This is a genomic window from Devosia sediminis, from assembly GCF_016411825.1.
Lineage (GTDB): Bacteria > Pseudomonadota > Alphaproteobacteria > Rhizobiales > Devosiaceae > Devosia > Devosia sediminis.
The window spans coordinates 467,988-486,095 of the sequence record NZ_JAEKMH010000001.1; the positions used below are offsets into that span (position 1 = coordinate 467,988).

Here is an 18,108-nt window from a genome sequence, read left to right on the forward strand (position 1 = left end):
ACGTCTTCGTGACTTCGGAAAGGCGTCAGACATGAAGTGGCAGGGGCGTGAGCGCAGCTCAAATATCGAGGATCGTCGCGGGCAGCGTGGCGGCGGCCTGGGCGGGCTCGGAGGCCTCGGTGGCCTGGGGCGCGGCGGCGGTATCCGCATTCCCACAGGCGGCGGTTCGCGCGGCGGTATTTCGAGCCTTATTGGGATCGTCGTGGTGCTTGGCATCATCTGGTTCGCCACCGGGCAGAACCCGCTCGACATGCTGACCGGCGGCTCGAGCAGCGGCCCGAGCTCCAGCGCGACCTCGACCGAGCTTCCGGCTGAAGGGCAGGATGAGCTGGCCGATTTCGTCGGCGTGGTGGTCAAGGAAACCGAGGATCTCTGGAACGAGCAGTTCGCGGCCATTGGCGAGGACTATCCGGAGCCGACTGTGGTGCTGTTCAGCGGCCAGGTGAATTCCGCCTGCGGCGTGGCCGATGCTTCGGTGGGGCCGTTCTATTGCCCGGGCGACAGCAAGGTCTATATCGACCTCAGCTTCTACGACCAGTTGCACCGCGAGTTCGGCGCACCGGGCGATTTTGCCCAAGCCTATGTGCTGGCGCATGAGGTGGGTCACCACATCCAGAACCTCACCGGCGTGCTGCCCGAATTCAACCAGATGCGCCAGAGCATGAGCCAGGAAGAGGCCAATGCGTACTCGGTGCGGGTGGAACTGCAGGCCGATTGCTATGCCGGTGTCTGGGCCAGCTATGCGGGCCAGCAGAACCTGCTCGACAATGGCGATATCGAAGAAGCCCTGAACGCCGCCAACCAGATCGGCGACGATACGCTGCAGAAGCGCATGCAGGGCTTTGCCGTGCCCAAGACCTTCAACCACGGCACTTCGGCCCAGCGCAAAGCCTGGTTCGAGCGCGGCTATCGCTCGGGTAATCCTGGTGACTGCGACACGTTCTCGGGCAATGTGTGAACCCCTGCTGCCGCCGGCACGTTCCGCGACCAGCAGCAGGAGGATGGCATGCAGGGCAATCTGACGGGCGCGTCGTATGAATACTTCGCCGATGGCGGGACCATGCCGAACTCGACCCTGCCGGTGGTGATCTACCGGCAGGCCATCGCCCGGGAGGACGCTTCGCCCGAAGCGATGGAGAGGCTGTTCGACGGCAATGGCTGGCCCAGCCAGTGGCGCGCCGGGGTCTACGATTACCACCATTATCATTCGACGGCGCACGAATGCCTCGGGGTGGCGCGGGGCAGTGCGAGGCTGTTGCTGGGCGGGCCGGAAGGGCGCGAGTTCCTGGTCGAGGCTGGGGACGTGGTGGTGCTGCCGGCGGGGACGGGTCATTGCCGCCTGTCGCAGAACCCGGACTTCCTTGTGGTCGGCGCCTATCCGCCGGGGCAGGACTGGGACATCCTCAAGGGAGAGAAGGGGGAGCGGCCGGGGGCGGACCAGAGGATTGCCAAGGTGCCGCTGCCCAAGACCGATCCGGTTGGCGGGCAGGGCGGGCCGCTGTTGGAGAAATGGGCTTAGTCCAGGTGATGTGATGGACCTTACGGCTCCGCGGCACCGTTGGAGCTTTCCACACGGAGACCATCGTCATGGACAAGCATCAAAAGACGGGGCCGGCTCAGCCCGATGACATCGAACAGCCGGAGGAAGACCGCAGCCCGGCACGGGTGAGGGATCGCCAGCGCGAAGGCGGCCAGAAGGGCGAGGACCAGCCCGGCGCCGATGGCCAGCGCTCGGCCGGCGCCAGCGAGGATACCTACGACTAAAGCCCGAACAGGTGGCGGGCGGCCATGGCGGCGGCCCAGCCGGCGGCCAGCATGATGAGGCCCGGATAGCGCAGGCTGACAAGGGCGGCGACGATGAGCGCGAGGCGCACGTCCCAGCCGCTGTTGAAGAAGGCCGGGGCCCAGAGCGTGGTCAGCACGGCGGCAGGCACTGCATTGAGCGCCTGTTCCAGCCGCGGCGGCATGGTGCGCATCCGGGTGATGAGCGCATAACCGCCTATGCGGGTGAGATAGGTCGCAGCGGCGGCGGCGAGGATCAGCCACACGGTCGAGAGATCGTCCATCAGTGTGTGACCTCCGCCGACTGGTCCGGTTTTTGCGGCAGGGGCAGGAGGGCGGCGACGGCGACGCCGCAAATGGCGCCGATGCTCACATGCCAGGGCGAGCCCACGAGGTGGAAGCCGGCCATGGAGCCCACCATGCTGGCGGCAACGACCGGGTAGAAGCCGGGTTTGCGGCGGAAGCCGATGACGAGGCCGAGGAAGTAGATGGGCAGCAGCACATCGATGGCCCAGACCTTCGGGTCGCCGAGCATGGAGCCGAACCAGGCGCCCAGCACTGAGAACAGCAGCCACGAGACATAGATGATGAGGCCGAAGGCCATGTACCAGGCAAAGCTCACGGGCTTGCCGGTTTCGGCCCGGCGGATCGACTCGGCAAATTGCGGATCGATCAGGAAGAAGAAGGCCACGGCCTTCTGCCAGAAACTGTAGCCGCGGATGTGGCGGGCGATGGCGGCAGAATAGAGTACGTGCCGGAAATTGACGGCAAAGATGGAGAGAACGATCAGCCAGGGCGCGACCTGCTGGCCGAACAACTCGATGCCCACAAGCTGGCTGGCGCCGGCATAGATGGTGGCGCTCATGAGCCCGGCTTCGACGATGGAAAGGCCATTGTCCACCGCAACTGCACCGAACAGCACCGCGAAGGGGGTGGTGGACAGCGCGATGACCGCGCCGCCCTTGAGGCCGTCGATGATGTCACGCCTATTCATGGGTCGTTCGCTCAAGGTGCGCCTCACTCTTGCCAGTTCTCGATGCCGCCCTCGGGCTTGACCCGAGGGCCACCATCAGCGCGCAACTTTGGCATTGTGGTTCCCCGATAGGCCCTCGGATCGAGTCCGAGGGCGGCGCGGTGTCTTGGGAAGCCTCAAGCCCGTCGGCAGTGGATCAGGCGGCAGTGCCCGGCGCAACATATTCCGCCTTTTCGGGCAGACCCTTCTGCTTGCGGACCTGGTTGAGGAAGCGCGTGAAGAGGTAGTGGCTGTCCTTGGGCCCGGGGCTGGCCTCGGGGTGGTACTGCACCGAGAAGATCGGCTTGCCATCGACGGCGAGGCCGGCATTGGAGCCATCGAACAGCGACACGTGGGTCTGGGTGACGCCGGCGGGCAGACTTTCGGCGTCCACGGCAAAGCCATGGTTCATCGAGGTGATCTCGACCTTGCCGGTGGTCAGGTCCTTGACCGGATGGTTGGCGCCATGATGGCCCTGATGCATCTTGGACGTCGTGCCGCCCAGCGCCAGGCCGAGGAGCTGGTGGCCGAGGCAGATGCCGAACATCGGCTTGCCGGTTTCCATCAGCTTCTGGATGGTGGGGACGGCATACTTGCCGGTGGCAGCCGGATCGCCCGGGCCATTGGAGAGGAAGATGGCGTCGGGATTGTGCGACAGTACATCGGCGGCAGAGGCAGTGGCCGGCACGACGGTGACCTTGGCGCCCTGGTCCGCCAGGCAGCGCAGAATATTGCGCTTGGCGCCGTAGTCGATGGCGACGACGTGGAAGTCCGGATCTTCGAGTTTGCCGTAGCCCTTGTTCCACTGCCAGCCGGTCTGGTCCCAGTGATAGGTCTGGGCGGTCGTGACTTCCTTGGCGAGATCGAGGCCTTCGAGGCCCGGAAAGGCATTGAGCTCGGCCATGATCGAGCCTTCGTCGAAGACGCCGGTCGGTTCATGGGCGATGACGCCGTTGGGCATGCCATTTTCACGGATCAGCGCGGTCAGGGCGCGGGTGTCGATGCCGGCAATGCCGACGATGTTGCGCTTCTTGAGCCAGGCATCGAGCTTTTCGGCGGCGCGGTAGTTCGACGGGTTGGTGATGTCGGCCTTGAGCACGACGCCGCGCACGCCACTGAGCGCGGCCATGTTCACCGTCTCGATGTCTTCGTCGTTGGTGCCGACATTGCCGATATGGGGGAAGGTGAAGGTGATGATCTGCCCGGCATAGGAGGGGTCGGTGAGGACTTCTTGGTAGCCGGTCATGGCCGTGTTGAAGCAGACTTCGCCCGCGGCATGACCGACTGCGCCCAGTCCGTGGCCTTCGAGGCGCGTGCCATCTGCCAGGATCAGAACTGCGGTCGTGGGGGTCTGCTGCCAGCCGGTCACTTTGGGTCTCCAAGCTCGGTTTGTCGGGCGCGCGCAACGAGAGCGGTGGCTTTGGGCCTGCCCTGATGTGCGGCGATGATGTCGGTTGAGGGCTCCTCTTAGAAGCCCAAGGCGGGCAGCGCAAGTGGCGAAGCACGCGTTATTTGCCTATATGGGGGCGACAATTTGCATGACAAGGAGCCGAACGAGACATGCGTGAAGACATCAGCGAAGGGCTCAAACTGGCGCTCAAGGCCCGCGACCAGCGCCGCACCGCGACCCTCAGATCCATCAATTCCGCCATCAAGGACCGGGATATCGCCAATCGCGGCGAGGGCAAGGGACCGGCGACCAATGACGAAATCCTGGGCATCGTCCAGAAGATGGTGAAGCAGCGCGAAGAGAGCTTCGCCATCTATGCGCAGGCGGGCCGCGCCGATCTCGCCACCGTGGAAAAGGAAGAAATCGATATCCTCAACGAGTTCCTGCCCAAGGGGCTCAGCGAGGAGGAAGTGTCGGCGGCCATCACCGCGGCCATTGCCGCAGTGGGCGCCGAAGGCCCCAAGGACATGGGCAAGGTGATCGGCCAGCTCAAGGCGGATTATCCAGGCCGAATCGACTTCGGCAAGGTCAGCGGCCAGGTCCGCGCGGCGCTGAGCGCCTGACCCTCCAGCCGGGCGCCGCGGCGCCCGGCAATCAGGCCACGAGCCGGACGGGGGCAACGTGGACCTGGTTGCGGCCCGATTCCTTGGCCTTGTAGAGTGCGGCATCGGCACGGCTGAGCAGCGAGCCGAAATGTTCCTCGGCACCGCCCGTGGCCATGCCGGCACTGACCGTGGCAACCTCATCCTGATTGCCGATCGACAGGCGCAGGTCGGCCAGAGCCTTCCGCACGCGCTCTGCCAATTGCCGCGCGGCTTCCCAATCGCGACCCGGCAGCACGGCGCAAAATTCTTCGCCCCCCACCCGCGCAATCGTATCGGTGTGACCCAGTTCGCCGAGCAGGACATCGGCGAAGCGCTGCAGCACCATGTCGCCATAGGCGTGGCCCTTGCGATCGTTGATCTGCTTGAAGTGATCGAGATCGAACATGATGACGGCGAGGCCGGGCACGACGTCGTTATCGCGGAAGCGCTGGAACAGGGCGCGGCGATTGAGCACGCCGGTCAGCTCGTCGGTATTGGCCTCGAGGCGATGGCGGCGGGCAGCGCGGGCGTGGTGGAGGGTGAGGGTAATGGCGCCGATACCGGTGAGGCCCACGAGCGTCATGATGGAATTGAAATCTTCGGCCCAGTTATCCGCGGGTGAGGTCAGGACCCAATCCTGCTCGATCGTGAGCACCGCGGCGCAGGAGAAAAAGGAAATGGCGGTGAGCGTGTAGATGAAGGCGTTGGTCGACATGGCGACGACGCCTTCCTTGCGGCTGACCCAGTATTCGCGGGCGCAGAGCACCATGAAGAGGCCGGCAAAGACATTGAGCGCGATGGTGCCGAGGCCGGAGTAACCGAGCAGGAACGGCGCGGCCATTGCCGGCACGGAAACGGCGCCCACGACGATGGCCGGGGTCAGGATGGCCGAGGGATTGCGGAAAAGGCGCGACCCCGAATAGACCAGCGACAGGCCCGTCAGGATGAGCGTGAAGGGCAGGAGGGTGTGGACCAGCTCGTAGCGGCCGTTGCGGAAACCCATGATGGCCACGGCAACAACGATCAGCCCGATACCGGCGGCGCCGTGCACAAGATAGCGTTCATGGCGGGAATTGAGCCAGCCGATCAGCAGCGCGATCATCAGCGAGGCGCTGGAAAATGCGATGCCGATCAATAGCGTAGCATTGTCGATCATTGCACCACTCCAGTCTTCCGCGTCCTTGCTCCTCGTCTCATAGCCGCAAAACACCTAAGTGGATGTAACAAGAAAACACTTGTTTGCAGATGGTAAGCAATTGCTTACCGGGCGCGCTCTCTGGTGGTTTTCATGTGAGCATGGTGTTGGGTGCATTAGAAAATCCGACGTAAACATGCACTTGGACGATTCACGGGGCCGCGCTAGGCTCTACGGGTGAGTTGGGAGGCGGCGGGCCGCCAGGAGGGACTTTCCATGACTGTTTCGGCGACCACAAAAAGGCGTTTTGCCTTCATCACCGCGCTGCGCGGGCTGCTCATGCTGCTGGCGGGCCTCTATGCGATCCTGCTGCCCATTCAAGCTCTGGCCGTCCTGATGCTGTTCGGTGGCATCCTGCTCATCATCGACGGTGCGCTGGGGCTCTGGAGCCTAACCTTCGGCGGCGGGAAATCGGGCAATTACTGGTTCGACGTCATCGGCAATGCGGTCTCGCTGATCCTGGGGATCGTCATTCTGCTCAGCCCGATGCTGTCCACCTTGTTCACGGTGACCGTCATTTCCTACCTGGTTGGGCTTTGCGCCATCGTCGTGGGCCTCATGCAGGTCATCGTCGTGGTGCGGGAGCGCGACAGCTATGCCCGGATCTGGCCGGTGGTGGTTTCGGGCCTGTCCTATGTTCTGCTCGGCCTCATCCTGTTCCTCTTCCCCACGTTAGGCGCGGCTGTTGGCATGATCATCGGCGGCGTGCTGCTGGTGATCTTCTCCATCGGGCTCTTCGGCTGGGCCTGGCGGCTCTACCAGTCAAGCAAGGCCTAAGCGCCCTACAGAAAGTTGCAGATATGACTGAGATTTCGGCGCCCGGGCGCTGGTCGGTGGCGCGCGCAAATGCCTGGTATGCGAAACTGCCCTGGCTGGTGGGAGCGAATTTCGTGCCCTCGACGGCCTCGAACCAGCTCGAGATGTGGCAGGCGGACAGCTTTGCTCCGGATGTGATCGAGCGCGAGCTCGGCTGGGCGGCCGATATCGGCATGAACACGATGCGGGTCTTCCTTCATGACCTGCTCTGGGCGGCCGACCGCGATGGCTTCAGGGGGCGCATCGAGCGCTATCTCGACCTTGCCCACGGCAAGGGGATCAGCACCATGCTGGTGCTGTTCGACTCGGTGTGGAACCCCGACGTGGCGCTGGGGCCGCAGCCCGAGCCGCGGCCGGGCGTGCACAATTCGCAATGGGTGCAGGGTCCGGGCAGGGCGCTGGCGGACCGCGGACAGTGGGCGCGGCTGGAGGACTATGTCGGCGGGGTGGTTTCCGCCTTCGGCCGGGACGAGCGCGTGATCGTCTGGGACGTGTGGAACGAGCCGAGCAATCTCAACGGCGGGCGGTTCGCCGAACTGGAGAACAAACGCGAGCTGGTCTCCGAACTCTTGCCGCAGGTATTCCAGTGGACGCGCGCTGCCGATCCCATGCAGCCCCTCACCTCGGGCGTGTGGTCGGGCAAGACGCTTTACGACGACGCGCATGCGCGTATCCAGATCGAGAATTCCGACGTCATCAGTTTTCACGACTACCAGACGCCCGAGAAGTTCGAAGCCAAGCTGCTCGACCTGCCGCGCGATCGGCCGCTCTTCTTGACCGAATTCATGGCGCGCACTCCCGGAAGCACGTTCGAGGGCATATTGCCGATCGCCAAGCGCGAGCGGATCGCGAGCTATTGCTGGGGCCTCGTTGCAGGGCGGAGCCAGACGCTTTATCCGTGGGATAGCTGGGCCAATCCCTATATCGCAGCGATGCCCGATCCGTGGTTCCACGACGTGTTCCATGCCGACGGCACGCCATACAGGGCCGAGGAAGTGGCGCTGATCCGTCGGATCACAGCGTAAGCGAGGCACGTCGCTGTGCCTCGCGCTGCAATTCGCTGTTGAAGATGGCCCCGAGGACGACGAACAGCGCAGAATTATACATCCAGAGCAGCAGCACGATGGCCGTGGCCAGCGAGCCGAACGACGCTTCGAAATTGCCGATCTGTTCGACATAGAAGGAAAAGATGGCGCAGGCCGCCAGCCAGAGCGAGGTGGCGAGCAAGGCGCCTGGCCAGATCCAGCGGGCGCGCTTGAATTTGCGGTCGGGCGCGAAGCGATAAAAGGCGGCAATGCCGCCGACGCCGAGGACGAGCAGCAGCGGCCAGCGGGCTGCCAGCAGCAGGGACTGATCGGCGCGGACCCAGGGGAGCGCCGCAAAAAGCGCCGGCAGGCCAGCAACAAGGGCCAGAACGACCAGCATGGCCAGGCCCGCCAACAGCGTCACCAGCACGGACATGGCGATGGCCACGACGATGTTGCGCTTGTCCTCGGTGGCGTGGGTGCGCGAAATGGCGAACATCAGCGCCGCAATGCCGCGCGAACCGCTCCAGCAGGCAATAGCAAGCGAGAGGGCGAGGCCGATGCCGAGCCCGGTATTGGGCTGGGCCGAGAGTTGCACCAGTTGCTGGGCTATGACGCGCAGGGCGACGTCGGGCACGATGCCTTCGAGCCTTGTTACCATGTCGGCCATGGAGCCGACCGGCATCAGGAGGCCAACAAGGGTGATGACGGCGGCCGCTGCGGGAAACAGCGACAGGAAGCCGAAATAGGCTATGCCGGCGCAGTTCATCGCCGTTTCCATCCGCGTCATGGAAAGGATGGTGCGCCACACCACGCGGCGCAGCCGGAAGGTCGGCCTGGGCCGCGACAGGCTGTCGGAGGAAGCGGTTGAACTGATGTCGGCGGTCATGCCGGATCAACGGCATGACTGTGCGCCAAGTTGCGCCTAGCGATAGATCACCGAAATGCCAGCGACGGTTTCGTCCTGACGCAGCACCTCCGCCCCTTCGGGCAGCGTGATTTCGATATTGCCATAGGCATCCCAGCGCGGCTCCAGATCGACCCCGGCGGCGACCGAGACAAAGCTGGCGGCATCGAACGGCACCAGTTCGCCTGGCGGCACGAGGGCGGCCTGCATGTTCTCGGTGGTTTCCCCGCAGGTGCGCGAAAAGGTGACGAGGTCGAACTGGCTGTCGGGGGAGGTGTGACGCTGGATCTCGGTGACGGAGCACACCGGAACCATGTCGTTGACCACCCAGAGCGTCGTGCCGATGGCGATGACAGGGCCAAGGGTGAGCGCCAACAGAGCCGGTATCGGCATCCTCGACTTGGGCATGGCTGTGGAAAACTCTCTGGTCGTGACTCGGGCCTGATCAACGCCTAGATAACACACATGCGCTTTACCGATACGTTCCTGGACGAAATTCGCCAGCGCCTGCCGATCACGCAGGTGGTGGGCGAGCACGTGCTGTGGGACAAGCGCAAATCCCAGCCCGGCAAGGGCGACATGTGGGCGTGCTGCCCGTTCCATGCCGAAAAGAGTCCGAGCTTTCACGCCGACGACAGGCGCGGCATCTACCATTGCTTTGGTTGCGGCGCGAGCGGCGACCATTTCCGCTTTCTCACCGAAAAGGCCGGGATGAGCTTTCCCGAGGCGGTGGAAAAGCTCGCGGGCATGGCCGGCGTGCCGATGCCGGTCCGGGACGAGCGCACGGAAAAGCGCGAAGCGGCGCAGCGTACGCTGATCGACGTCATGGAGCTGGCGACGAAGTATTTCGAGGCGGCGCTGGCGCACAATATCGGGGCGCGGGCGCGCGGGTACCTGTTCGAGCGCGGCGTTTCGCCGGCGAGCCAGGCGCGGTTCCGGGTCGGCTTTGCGCCCGACAGCCGCAATGGGCTCAAGGAGCACCTGGCGGCCAATGGCGTCCCGGCGCAGGCCATGGTGGACACAGGTCTCGTCACCAGCCGCGACGACGATCCGCTGACCTATGACCGTTTCCGCAACCGCGTCATGTTTCCGATCACCGATTTCCGCGGGCGCGTGATTGCCTTTGGCGGGCGGGCGATGAGCCCCGACGTGCCGGCAAAGTATCTCAACTCGCCCGAGACCGAGCTCTTTTCCAAGCGGCAGACGCTCTACAATGGCTTTACCGCCAAGACGGCGGCCCGCGAGGGCGCCAGTGTCATCGTGGTGGAAGGGTATCTCGACGTGATCGCCGCCGTGTCGGCCGGGTTCGAGGGAACGGTGGCTCCGCTCGGCACGGCGCTGACCGAGGAGCATGTGCAACTGCTTTGGCGCATGAGCGACACGCCGATCCTCTGCTTTGACGGCGACAAGGCCGGCCTCAAGGCCGCCGAGCGGGCGGCCGAGCTGATCCTGCCCCATCTCAAACCCGGCAAGACGGTCAAGATCGCCACGCTGCCCGAGGGGCAGGACCCGGATGACCTGATCAAGGCGCAAGGCAGGGATGCCTTTGCCGAGGTGATCGAAAAGGCCCGCAGCCTTTCCGACATGGTCTGGAGCTTTGAAACCGGCGGTCTCGTGCCGGAGGCGCCGGAAGAACGCGCGGCGCTGCAGGCTCGGCTGCGCGAACGGGCCAACGGCATCCAGGATTCCACGGTCCGCTTTCACTATCAGCAGGCGTTCGACGAAAAATTGAAGGCCTTCTTCGCGCCGTTGCGGCAGGGCGGGCGGGACAACTGGCAGCGTGGCGGCAAGCCCGCTTATGGGCAGAGCGGCGCCTATGGCTACCCGTCGCGCGGCACGCCCCGGCTCGTCGTTTCCGACACGCTGCGCAATTCGCGGCTGCTGCGCTCTGGTGTCGTGGCCGAGGCCAGCCCGCGCGAGGCGACGATCATCCTGACGCTGGTCAATCACCCGGCGCTGGTGGAAGACCTGTTCGAGCCCCTGGCGGCACTCGATTGCGAGACGCCGGTGGCGCAGAAGGTGCTGGGCGATATCCTGGCGCTGGCAGTGCGGCACCACGATATTTCAGCGGATGACATGCGCTCGGCCCTGGGCGTGCGTGGGCATGGACCGGCCCTGGCGCGGATGACCGAGACGCTGACCCGGCAGGGCGTGTGGCAGGTGGCGCCGGAGACGGCCCGCATCGATGCCGAGACCGGATTGAGTCATGCGCTGGCCTTGCATAACAAGAAAGTTCAGCTAAATAGAGAGCTGAAAGCAGCCGAAGCCGCGCTGGGCGAAGACCCGAGCGAAGAAACCTTTGAAAGGCTGCGGGACATCAAGAACCAGATTACCACTGTCGATGGCACAGAGGCATTGATCGAAGGATTTGGTTCGCTATCCGGACGCGCAACTCGCAGTTTCTGAGAAAATTTTCTCGAGGCTAGCGACGATGCGCGATTTTGCGTTGTGGCGAATCAGCTACAGCGCGAAACAGGGAGCGAACCTTTCGTCCGGTGCGTTAACGCTCCGGTGAGCGCTCCTTTACCTTGTCTTGAGTTGTCACCACCTAAGACACAACCGGGATCACTCGCCCATGGGTCCCGAGGAGTACCAGATGGCCACCAAGGCAGCGAACAAAGCCTCCAAGGAAACGGAAAAGCCGGAAGCCGGCGCGCCCGAAGCTTCCAACGACAGTCCGTTGATCGACCAGAACGATGCAGCCGTAAAAAAGCTCATCAAGGTCGCCAAGAAGCGCGGCTATGTGACCTATGAAGAACTCAATGCCGTTCTGCCCTCCGATGAGGTGAGCTCGGAACAGATCGAAGACTTCATGTCCATGTTCTCGGAAATGGGCATCAACGTCGTCGATGAGGACGAGGTCGAAGAGACCGAAGTCGAAAAGGACGAGGACGAAACCGGTTCGGAAGTCGCCACTTCGACCGGTACGGCCGTCGCCAACACCTCCAATACCAAGTCCGGCTCCGACCGTACCGATGACCCGGTGCGTATGTATCTGCGCGAAATGGGCTCGGTGGAACTGCTCAGCCGCGAAGGCGAAATCGCCATCGCCAAGCGCATCGAGGCCGGCCGCGAGACCATGATCGAAGGCCTCTGCGAGTCGCCGCTGACTTTCCAGGCCATCATCATCTGGCGCGAACAGCTCGCCCAGGGCGAGATCCTGCTGCGCGACATTATCGATCTCGAAGCCACCTATGCCGGCCCTGACGCCAAGCAGGCGGCGCCGGAAATTCCGGTGGCCGCGCCCAAGCCCGAGCCGGAACCGGCCAAGGCGGCTGCAAAGCCGGCGCCCAAGCGCGCCAGCTCGGGCGACGACGAGGACGACTACGTCCCCGAAGAACCGGAAGCCCCGCAGGATCCGGTCGAGGAAGACGACGACGAATTCGACAACGCCCTGTCGCTCTCGGCCATGGAAGCCGAGCTCAAGCCGCAGGTGGTGGAAACGTTCGACCGCATCGCCGATGCCTATGGGCAGATGCGCGAAATGCAGGACCGCCACGCCGAGGATCGCACCGCGACTGTCTCGGACGCGGAGACCAGCAAGCTCAGCGCGCTGCGTGCCGACGTCATTGCCGACGTGAAGTCGCTGTCGCTCAATACGGGTCGTATCGAGAGCCTCGTCGAGCAGCTTTACGACATCAACAAGCGCCTGGTGCGCCTCGAGGGACGCCTGCTGCGCCTCGCCGAAAGCTATGGCGTCAAGCGCGAGTCGTTCCTCCAGAACTATTATGGCCGCGAGCTCGATCCTAGCTGGGAATGGTCGCTGGAAAGCTTCGAGGGCAAGGGCTGGTCGGAATTTGCGCGCCGCGAGACCGACACCATTGCCGAAATCCGCACGGATATTTCGACCATCGCGACCGAAGCCGGCCTCGATATCGGCGAGTATCGTCGCATCGTGCACAAGGTGCAGAAGGGCGAGCGCGAAGCCGCCATCGCCAAGAAGGAAATGGTGGAAGCCAACCTTCGCCTCGTGATCTCGATCGCCAAGAAGTACACCAACCGTGGCCTGCAGTTCCTCGACCTGATCCAGGAAGGCAATATCGGCCTGATGAAGGCCGTCGATAAGTTTGAATATCGCCGCGGCTACAAGTTCTCGACCTATGCGACCTGGTGGATCCGCCAGGCCATCACCCGCTCGATCGCCGACCAGGCGCGCACCATCCGTATTCCGGTGCACATGATCGAGACGATCAACAAGATCGTGCGTACTAGCCGCCAGATGCTCCATGAAATCGGCCGCGAGCCGACGCCGGAAGAGCTTTCTGAAAAGCTGCAGATGCCGCTCGACAAGGTGCGCAAGGTTCTCAAGATCGCCAAGGAGCCGATCTCGCTCGAAACGCCGATTGGCGACGAGGAAGATTCGAACCTCGGGGATTTCATCCAGGACGTGAACGCGATCCAGCCGATCGACGCGGCGATCCAGTCCAACCTGCGCGAGACCACCACCCGCGTGCTGGCGTCGCTGACGCCGCGCGAAGAACGCGTGCTGCGCATGCGCTTCGGTATCGGCATGAACACCGACCACACGCTCGAGGAAGTCGGCCAGCAGTTCTCGGTGACCCGCGAACGTATCCGCCAGATCGAAGCCAAGGCGCTGCGCAAGCTCAAGCATCCGAGCCGCAGCCGGAAGCTCAGGAGCTTCCTCGACAACTAGGAGGCGACGATGCAGGTCAAGATCATCGTCCATGAAGCGGAAGAGGGTGGGTATTGGGCCGAAGTGCCTGCCATTCCCGGTTGCGTCAGTCAGGGCGAAACCCTCGAAGAACTTGACGAGAATATCCGGGAGGCCATCGTCGGATGCCTTTCGGTCGACCTCGTCGATCCGGTGACGGAAGGTTTTGAACGGACGCTGGACATCGCTATATGAAGTCAATTTCCGGCCGCGAGTTCGCCCGTATGATCGAACGTCGCGGCTGGAACCTGCTTCGGATCAACGGCAGCCACCATCTATGGAAAGGCAGGAAACTCTGCTCGGATTTCGCTGCCAGTACACGGCAATACGCCGCTCAAAGCAGGGCTATTGAGGCATTTGGCAAAGCTGGCCGACATTCCCGAGGACGAGTTACGGTGAGCACTCTCAAACTCACCTCGCTGCGGACCGCCATTCCCTTCAAGCTGGTAGTGGCGTTTTCGGATGGCACCTGGGGGACGTTCAACGCGGCCCCCATGCTGGCCGAGCGCGGCGAGGGGACGGAGCCGCTGCGCGACCGGGCCTACTTCGCCAAGGTCGAGCTGGTCAACGGCAAGCCGATCTGGCCGAACTATTTTGACATCTCCCCGCTTTGGCTGCAGGAGGAGATGGACAGACGCGGCGAGCTGGAAAGACCCCGGCCGGCCAGGAACACGAGACGCTAGGGAGACCCACATGTCGTTCTTCAAGAAGCTCTTCGGGGGCGGGTCGGCCAGCGCCGAACCGGCCGGCGACAAGGTGCTGGGCGAGGAGACCTACAAGGGCTTCCTGATCAAGGCCATCGAGATGAAGGCGGGCAGTGAATTGCAGCTTGCCGGCCTTATCGAGAAGGAAGTCGGCGGCGAGCTCAAGACCTATCGCTATATCCGCGCCGAGCGGATGGCCTCGCGTGACGAGCTCGCGGCGCTGGCCCTGGTCAAAGGCCGCCAGATCATCGACGAGCAGGGCGAGCAGATTTTCCGCTAGCCGCTTTTCGCCATTCCACTGACGACCGCGAGCCATCGGCTCGCGGTTTCCTGTTTGAAAGGAGCCAGAAATGGCCAAGAAACCCACCGCGCGCACCGAATTCGTGATGTTCGACATCGTCTATGAAGACGGGTCGCAGCGCTCCAACCGCAAGGTCGATGCCAGCCTGCTGGGCGGCCTCGACGGCGATGAGCCGGCCCGCGCTGCCATCATGGAGCAGGATCGCGCCATTTCCGAAAAGTCCGGTCAGCCGCCGCTGGCCATCAAGTCGATCAAGCGCAGCGGCAAGTGAACTAGCTGAGCGGGCGGCGGATGGCGCGCAGCTTGCCACTGCTGCCACCGCCGCAGAAGAAGCGATCGCCGCCATCGCTTTCGAGGCCTGAAACACCCATGCCTTCGGGCATTTCGAGCACATCCAGGACGTCGCCCGTCGCTGGATCGATGTGGCGGATGTCGCTGCGGTCGTCCTGCCAAGTGCCGTGCCAGAGTTCACCATCGACCCAGGTGACGCCGGTAACGAAGCGCGTGGTTTCGATGGACCGGATGACCGCGCCGGTTTCCGGGTCGACCTGATGGATGCGGCGGGCGCGATAGTCGCCGACCCAAAGGGAGCCCTCCGCCCAGGCAAGGCCAGTTGCCCCTTCGCCTGGCACCGGGATGGAAGCAAGCACTTCGCCCGTGTCCGGATCCAGCCGGTTGATCCGGTCTTCCCCGATCTGGAACAGATGCTGGCCGTCAAAGGCGGTGCCGGCATAGGCGGGCGTATCGAAACTGCGCGTCGTCTGGCCAGTGGCCGGGTCCAAGGCATTGAGCCGATCTCCAGACGCAAACCAGACATTGCTGCCGTTAAAGGTCACGCCATGGATATTGTCGGCGCCCGGAAAGGGGCCGTATTCCGCGACGATTTCGGCGGTTGATCGTTTCATGACAGATCCTCCTTGATCCCTTCAGTCTAGCTGCCGGGCAGGGGGCCAGGGAGTAACAACAATGTCGGGAAGCCAGGCATGGGCGGGGTGATCCAGCGACGGGCCGGACCCTTGCCGAAGCTCTCGACCTTGCCGCGCGCCGAAAGGTCGTCGAGAGCCCGCTGCACGGTTCGGGCGCTGGTGTCCAGCACCAGGGCCAAAGCCGAACTCGACCAGGCTTCGCCGTCGGCCAGGAGAGCGAGGAGATCGGCGTGCCGGTCTTCCACCGGTGGAGAGAGGACGACGACATCAAGCTGATCGGCCACCAGCACGAAACCTTCGGGCGTAGCCTCGATCCCCGCCATGTCGCCCAGAAGGGCCCGCAGTCGGCCGATCTCGACCCTGAGGCGGGCCCGGTGGGATTCGTCCACGAAGCGGGCGCCGAAGGCGCGGGCCAACAGCGTGTCGCGCGTCTCGGGGGCGGGCCAGGCTTCGCCCAGGGCGCGCAGCAGTGCGAACAGCACCGGCCGGCTGGAGAAGGACACACTTGTTCCGGCATGCCGGACAAGATTGCGGCAGGCGTCGATGACCAGCGCGGGCGACGCCAACACCGCCTCGATGCCGTCGACATCGAGACGCTCAATGATGCCGTTGCGGCGCAGCAGGGCGGATTGTCCCTCCAGCCTCGCTGATGCCGCGTCGACCTCCGCGACCAGCCCGGCCAGCCCGGATGCCGTTGCCGCAATCCGTGCCTCGGCCAGGGCAGTGCGGGCCTCGCGCGGCCTTAGCCGGCGCATGGCGATGCCCGCACGGAGCAGGGCGCGCGCCGCGGTGAGCGCCGGACGAAGGGCGCGGTCGGGATGGCCATCGAGCAGTTCTTCGGCTGTGTCGGCATGGCCGAGGAGCAGCGCGCGGCGCGCATCGATGTGGAGGGCGTGGGCGGCATTGGTCGGATCGCCGCGACGCATCAGGGTTTCGCGGATGCCGCGCAGGCGGCCTTGGGGCCAATTGAGATCACGAGAGACGAGAGCGATCTCGATTTCGGCGAGCTGGCAGCGGGCACGGGAGAGGGCTTCACTGGGCGCGAACTGACGGGTGGCAGCCTTGAGCAGGGCCCGCGCCTTGGGCAGGTCGCCCAGTTGCGCCATGGCAATGCCGCGCAAAGCGAGCGCCGCGCCATCCTCGCGCAGCGCCACGCGCTTGAGGGCGCCCAACACGTCGCCCCGCGCCAGGGCGTGACCGGCGGCTGATATCACGGCGTCCATGTCAGTCCAGGCAATCGCGACACTCTTGTCACTCCCGGTCCCCGCGCCAACGGGCCTAGCGTTCTTACCAACCGCAGTTGCGGCCCATGGATACGAACGGACAACCAGGAGATATGCAATGCCCGATATCGTCCACAGAGTTGGAATCAAGACAGAGAGCCCGGTCACGACCTATGACGCGCTGGCCGGGTGGTGGACCGAGCAGGTCAGCGGGGATGGCAAGCACGAGACCTTCCCGCACGACGCCAAGATCGACAACTGGAACTGATGGAGGACGTCATGATCCCCACCAGTTACCTTACGCGAGACAGCTACAGGCGCGCCTTTGAGGACAGGGACGAGCTGCCGCCGCGCCGCAAAGCGCTCTGGCTCAGGGCGGTGTGGCGCGGCGGCATGTGCCTGCTAAAGCAGGCGTGCAGGTCGGTCTTCCGCTAGCCGAGTGCCTTGTCCACGGCTGGCTTGACGACGGTGCCATAGAGTTCGATGGCCTTCATGACCTTGTCGTGGGGCAGGGTGCCGACGCTCAGTTGCAGGCCGAAGCGGTCGTGGCCGAACCATTCGTGCTGCATCAGGATCTTGTCGATCACCTCCTGCGGTGAGCCCATATAGTAGGCCCCTTCGGACGTGGTGCCGGCCTCGAACTGCGCGCGCGTAGTGGGTGGCCAGCCACGCTCGGCCCCGATCTTGCTCATGACGGCGCTGTGGGCCGGGAAGGCGATGTCGCGGGCGGCCTGACTATCTTCGGCAATGAAGCCATGCCCGGAGACCCCCAGCTTGAGTTTGGATGCATCATGGCCGGCCTTGGCGCCGGTCTGGCGGTAGAGCTCAGTCAGCGGCTGGAACTGGCGCGGGCGGCCGCCGATGATGGCGATCATCAGGGGCAGGCCGTAATAGGCGGCGCGGGCCACCGAATTGGGGGTGCCGCCGACCGCGATCCAGAGCGGCAGTGGATCCTGGAGCGGCTTGGGAAAGATCTCGAGGCCCGGAATGGGTTTGGTGTGCGTGCTCCCTGGCCATGCGACTTTGCCGCCCTGCCGGATGTTGAGCAGCATTTCCAACTTTTCCTCGAACAGGTCGTCATAGTCGTCGAGGTCGAGGCCGAAGAGCGGGAAGCTTTCGATGAAGGAGCCACGACCGGCCATGATCTCGGCCCGGCCATTGCTGATGAGGTCCAGCGTCGCGAATTGCTGCCAGACGCGCACCGGGTCCTCGGAACTGAGCACGGTAACGGCGGTGGACAGGCGGATGGACTTGGTCCGCGCGGCGGCGGCGGCAAGAATAGTCACCGGGGCCGACGCGACGTAGTCGGCGCGGTGGTGCTCGCCCAGACCATAGAAGGCGAGGCCAAGCTGGTCGGCAAGCTCGATTTCCTCGATCAGGTCAGCAAGCCGTTCCGCCGGTAATTGGGTCCGGTTGCCGTTGAGCGGGTCGGGGGTGTTTTCCGCGAACGAATAGAGGCCAAGTTCCATGATGTCACTCCTTGCATCCCATTTGGCGGGGCAAGGCGGTGG

The 18,108-nt window shown here is 64.1% G+C and carries 22 protein-coding genes; 13 read left to right on the forward strand and 9 right to left on the reverse strand.

All coding sequences use genetic code 11. The features are described from left to right. Nucleotides 1–31: 31 nt before the first annotated feature. From ypfJ to JEQ47_RS02435, 3 genes are all read left to right on the forward strand, one after another. Entirely contained in the window at nt 32–958 is a 927-nt protein-coding gene (gene ypfJ, locus JEQ47_RS02425) for a KPN_02809 family neutral zinc metallopeptidase (protein ID WP_198874796.1), read from the forward strand. A gap of 48 nt (nt 959–1,006) precedes the next feature. Then, nucleotides 1,007–1,519, forward strand: a complete 513-nt coding sequence (locus tag JEQ47_RS02430) for a cupin domain-containing protein (RefSeq protein WP_198874797.1) — start codon at nt 1,007–1,009, stop codon at nt 1,517–1,519. A gap of 68 nt (nt 1,520–1,587) precedes the next feature. Then, nucleotides 1,588–1,764 carry a hypothetical protein gene (locus JEQ47_RS02435; RefSeq protein ID WP_198874798.1) on the forward strand — a complete coding sequence of 59 codons (177 nt, stop codon included), beginning with the start codon at nt 1,588–1,590 and terminating at the stop codon, nt 1,762–1,764. Here JEQ47_RS02435 and JEQ47_RS02440 read toward each other — a convergent pair. The 3 genes from JEQ47_RS02440 to carA all read right to left on the reverse strand — a co-directional run bounded on the left by JEQ47_RS02440 (nt 1,761) and on the right by carA (nt 4,163). Beyond that, nucleotides 1,761–2,066, reverse strand: coding sequence for an AzlD family protein (locus tag JEQ47_RS02440; RefSeq protein ID WP_198874799.1), 306 nt, complete (start codon nt 2,064–2,066; stop codon nt 1,761–1,763). The two genes, JEQ47_RS02435 and JEQ47_RS02440, sit on opposite strands and share 4 nt — an antisense overlap. Next, nucleotides 2,066–2,776 carry an AzlC family ABC transporter permease gene (locus JEQ47_RS02445; RefSeq protein ID WP_198874800.1) on the reverse strand — a complete coding sequence of 237 codons (711 nt, stop codon included), beginning with the start codon at nt 2,774–2,776 and terminating at the stop codon, nt 2,066–2,068. Before JEQ47_RS02445 ends, JEQ47_RS02440 begins: the two co-directional genes overlap by 1 nt. A 175-nt stretch (nt 2,777–2,951) precedes the next feature. Continuing rightward, the gene (gene carA, locus JEQ47_RS02450) at nt 2,952–4,163 is read right to left on the reverse strand and encodes a glutamine-hydrolyzing carbamoyl-phosphate synthase small subunit (protein ID WP_198874801.1); all 1,212 of its coding nucleotides are present in this window, start codon (nt 4,161–4,163) and stop codon (nt 2,952–2,954) included. A gap of 191 nt (nt 4,164–4,354) precedes the next feature. On the opposite strand from carA, the gene JEQ47_RS02455 reads away from it, so the two are divergent. After that, the gene (locus tag JEQ47_RS02455; RefSeq protein ID WP_198874802.1) at nt 4,355–4,807 is read left to right on the forward strand and encodes a GatB/YqeY domain-containing protein; all 453 of its coding nucleotides are present in this window, start codon (nt 4,355–4,357) and stop codon (nt 4,805–4,807) included. Nucleotides 4,808–4,838: 31 nt separating this feature from the next. On the opposite strand, the gene JEQ47_RS02460 is transcribed toward JEQ47_RS02455, so the two are convergent. After that, nucleotides 4,839–5,984 (reverse strand): GGDEF domain-containing protein, encoded by a 1,146-nt coding sequence (locus tag JEQ47_RS02460; protein ID WP_198874803.1) that lies wholly within the window; start codon nt 5,982–5,984, stop codon nt 4,839–4,841. A 255-nt stretch (nt 5,985–6,239) separates the two neighbouring features. Here JEQ47_RS02460 and JEQ47_RS02465 point away from each other — a divergent pair, with 255 nt between their 5' ends. Both JEQ47_RS02465 and JEQ47_RS02470 read left to right on the forward strand, forming a co-directional pair. Then, entirely contained in the window at nt 6,240–6,800 is a 561-nt protein-coding gene (locus JEQ47_RS02465; protein ID WP_198874804.1) for an HdeD family acid-resistance protein, read from the forward strand. A gap of 23 nt (nt 6,801–6,823) precedes the next feature. Next, nucleotides 6,824–7,864, forward strand: coding sequence for a glycoside hydrolase 5 family protein (locus JEQ47_RS02470; protein ID WP_198874805.1), 1,041 nt, complete (start codon nt 6,824–6,826; stop codon nt 7,862–7,864). On the opposite strand, the gene JEQ47_RS02475 is transcribed toward JEQ47_RS02470, so the two are convergent. Next, a complete protein-coding gene (locus JEQ47_RS02475) occupies nt 7,854–8,753 on the reverse strand; it encodes a YihY/virulence factor BrkB family protein (protein WP_198874806.1) in 900 nt (299 codons plus the stop codon). The genes JEQ47_RS02470 and JEQ47_RS02475 overlap by 11 nt on opposite strands. Before the next feature lie 36 nt (nt 8,754–8,789). Continuing rightward, nucleotides 8,790–9,179 (reverse strand): hypothetical protein, encoded by a 390-nt coding sequence (locus tag JEQ47_RS02480; RefSeq protein ID WP_198874807.1) that lies wholly within the window; start codon nt 9,177–9,179, stop codon nt 8,790–8,792. A gap of 57 nt (nt 9,180–9,236) precedes the next feature. On the opposite strand from JEQ47_RS02480, the gene dnaG reads away from it, so the two are divergent. The 6 genes from dnaG to JEQ47_RS02510 all read left to right on the forward strand — a co-directional run bounded on the left by dnaG (nt 9,237) and on the right by JEQ47_RS02510 (nt 14,719). Next, nucleotides 9,237–11,177, forward strand: a complete 1,941-nt coding sequence (gene dnaG, locus JEQ47_RS02485) for a DNA primase (protein WP_198874808.1) — start codon at nt 9,237–9,239, stop codon at nt 11,175–11,177. Nucleotides 11,178–11,367: 190 nt separating this feature from the next. Beyond that, on the forward strand, nt 11,368–13,425 hold the full coding sequence (gene rpoD, locus JEQ47_RS02490; protein WP_198874809.1) for an RNA polymerase sigma factor RpoD: 2,058 nt from the start codon (nt 11,368–11,370) through the stop codon (nt 13,423–13,425). A gap of 9 nt (nt 13,426–13,434) precedes the next feature. Next, nucleotides 13,435–13,638: a type II toxin-antitoxin system HicB family antitoxin gene (locus tag JEQ47_RS02495; RefSeq protein WP_198874810.1), complete on the forward strand. Its 204-nt coding sequence runs from the start codon at nt 13,435–13,437 to the stop codon at nt 13,636–13,638. Then, nucleotides 13,635–14,126: a type II toxin-antitoxin system HicA family toxin gene (locus JEQ47_RS02500; protein ID WP_198874811.1), complete on the forward strand. Its 492-nt coding sequence runs from the start codon at nt 13,635–13,637 to the stop codon at nt 14,124–14,126. The genes JEQ47_RS02495 and JEQ47_RS02500 overlap by 4 nt, the downstream gene beginning before the upstream one ends. Nucleotides 14,127–14,136: 10 nt before the next feature. Beyond that, on the forward strand, nt 14,137–14,427 hold the full coding sequence (locus tag JEQ47_RS02505) for an HlyU family transcriptional regulator (protein WP_198874812.1): 291 nt from the start codon (nt 14,137–14,139) through the stop codon (nt 14,425–14,427). A 70-nt stretch (nt 14,428–14,497) separates the two neighbouring features. Beyond that, entirely contained in the window at nt 14,498–14,719 is a 222-nt protein-coding gene (locus JEQ47_RS02510; RefSeq protein ID WP_198874813.1) for a hypothetical protein, read from the forward strand. Nucleotide 14,720: 1 nt separating this feature from the next. Here the strand turns inward: JEQ47_RS02510 and JEQ47_RS02515 are convergent, their stop codons facing one another. After that, nucleotides 14,721–15,353, reverse strand: a complete 633-nt coding sequence (locus JEQ47_RS02515; RefSeq protein ID WP_198874814.1) for a Vgb family protein — start codon at nt 15,351–15,353, stop codon at nt 14,721–14,723. 26 nt (nt 15,354–15,379) lie between these two features. Beyond that, nucleotides 15,380–16,597, reverse strand: coding sequence for a helix-turn-helix domain-containing protein (locus JEQ47_RS02520; protein ID WP_198874815.1), 1,218 nt, complete (start codon nt 16,595–16,597; stop codon nt 15,380–15,382). Nucleotides 16,598–16,715: 118 nt separating this feature from the next. Between JEQ47_RS02520 and JEQ47_RS02525 the strand changes: the two genes are divergently transcribed. Further along, nucleotides 16,716–16,865: a hypothetical protein gene (locus JEQ47_RS02525; protein WP_198874816.1), complete on the forward strand. Its 150-nt coding sequence runs from the start codon at nt 16,716–16,718 to the stop codon at nt 16,863–16,865. 163 nt (nt 16,866–17,028) lie between these two features. Here the strand turns inward: JEQ47_RS02525 and JEQ47_RS02530 are convergent, their stop codons facing one another. Further along, nucleotides 17,029–18,066: an LLM class flavin-dependent oxidoreductase gene (locus tag JEQ47_RS02530; RefSeq protein ID WP_198874817.1), complete on the reverse strand. Its 1,038-nt coding sequence runs from the start codon at nt 18,064–18,066 to the stop codon at nt 17,029–17,031. Between the last annotated feature and the right edge of the window lie 42 nt (nt 18,067–18,108).

Excerpts from the sequence above, each read along its gene's own strand:
- JEQ47_RS02500 (WP_198874811.1), top strand. The coding sequence starts at position 13,635 with ATGAAGTCAATTTCCGGCCGCGAGTTCGCCCGTATGATCGAACGTCGC.
- dnaG (WP_198874808.1), top strand. The coding sequence starts at position 9,237 with ATGCGCTTTACCGATACGTTCCTGGACGAAATTCGCCAGCGCCTGCCG.
- JEQ47_RS02435 (WP_198874798.1), top strand. The coding sequence starts at position 1,588 with ATGGACAAGCATCAAAAGACGGGGCCGGCTCAGCCCGATGACATCGAA.
- JEQ47_RS02455 (WP_198874802.1), top strand. The coding sequence starts at position 4,355 with ATGCGTGAAGACATCAGCGAAGGGCTCAAACTGGCGCTCAAGGCCCGC.
- ypfJ (WP_198874796.1), top strand. The coding sequence starts at position 32 with ATGAAGTGGCAGGGGCGTGAGCGCAGCTCAAATATCGAGGATCGTCGC.
- JEQ47_RS02445 (WP_198874800.1), bottom strand. The coding sequence starts at position 2,776 with ATGAATAGGCGTGACATCATCGACGGCCTCAAGGGCGGCGCGGTCATC.
- JEQ47_RS02460 (WP_198874803.1), bottom strand. The coding sequence starts at position 5,984 with ATGATCGACAATGCTACGCTATTGATCGGCATCGCATTTTCCAGCGCC.
- JEQ47_RS02440 (WP_198874799.1), bottom strand. The coding sequence starts at position 2,066 with ATGGACGATCTCTCGACCGTGTGGCTGATCCTCGCCGCCGCCGCTGCG.
- JEQ47_RS02520 (WP_198874815.1), bottom strand. The coding sequence starts at position 16,597 with ATGGACGCCGTGATATCAGCCGCCGGTCACGCCCTGGCGCGGGGCGAC.
- JEQ47_RS02480 (WP_198874807.1), bottom strand. The coding sequence starts at position 9,179 with ATGCCCAAGTCGAGGATGCCGATACCGGCTCTGTTGGCGCTCACCCTT.
- JEQ47_RS02430 (WP_198874797.1), top strand. The coding sequence starts at position 1,007 with ATGCAGGGCAATCTGACGGGCGCGTCGTATGAATACTTCGCCGATGGC.
- JEQ47_RS02495 (WP_198874810.1), top strand. The coding sequence starts at position 13,435 with ATGCAGGTCAAGATCATCGTCCATGAAGCGGAAGAGGGTGGGTATTGG.
- JEQ47_RS02470 (WP_198874805.1), top strand. The coding sequence starts at position 6,824 with ATGACTGAGATTTCGGCGCCCGGGCGCTGGTCGGTGGCGCGCGCAAAT.
- JEQ47_RS02465 (WP_198874804.1), top strand. The coding sequence starts at position 6,240 with ATGACTGTTTCGGCGACCACAAAAAGGCGTTTTGCCTTCATCACCGCG.
- JEQ47_RS02510 (WP_198874813.1), top strand. The coding sequence starts at position 14,498 with ATGGCCAAGAAACCCACCGCGCGCACCGAATTCGTGATGTTCGACATC.
- JEQ47_RS02515 (WP_198874814.1), bottom strand. The coding sequence starts at position 15,353 with ATGAAACGATCAACCGCCGAAATCGTCGCGGAATACGGCCCCTTTCCG.
- JEQ47_RS02530 (WP_198874817.1), bottom strand. The coding sequence starts at position 18,066 with ATGGAACTTGGCCTCTATTCGTTCGCGGAAAACACCCCCGACCCGCTC.
- JEQ47_RS02475 (WP_198874806.1), bottom strand. The coding sequence starts at position 8,753 with ATGACCGCCGACATCAGTTCAACCGCTTCCTCCGACAGCCTGTCGCGG.
- JEQ47_RS02505 (WP_198874812.1), top strand. The coding sequence starts at position 14,137 with ATGTCGTTCTTCAAGAAGCTCTTCGGGGGCGGGTCGGCCAGCGCCGAA.
- rpoD (WP_198874809.1), top strand. The coding sequence starts at position 11,368 with ATGGCCACCAAGGCAGCGAACAAAGCCTCCAAGGAAACGGAAAAGCCG.
- JEQ47_RS02525 (WP_198874816.1), top strand. The coding sequence starts at position 16,716 with ATGCCCGATATCGTCCACAGAGTTGGAATCAAGACAGAGAGCCCGGTC.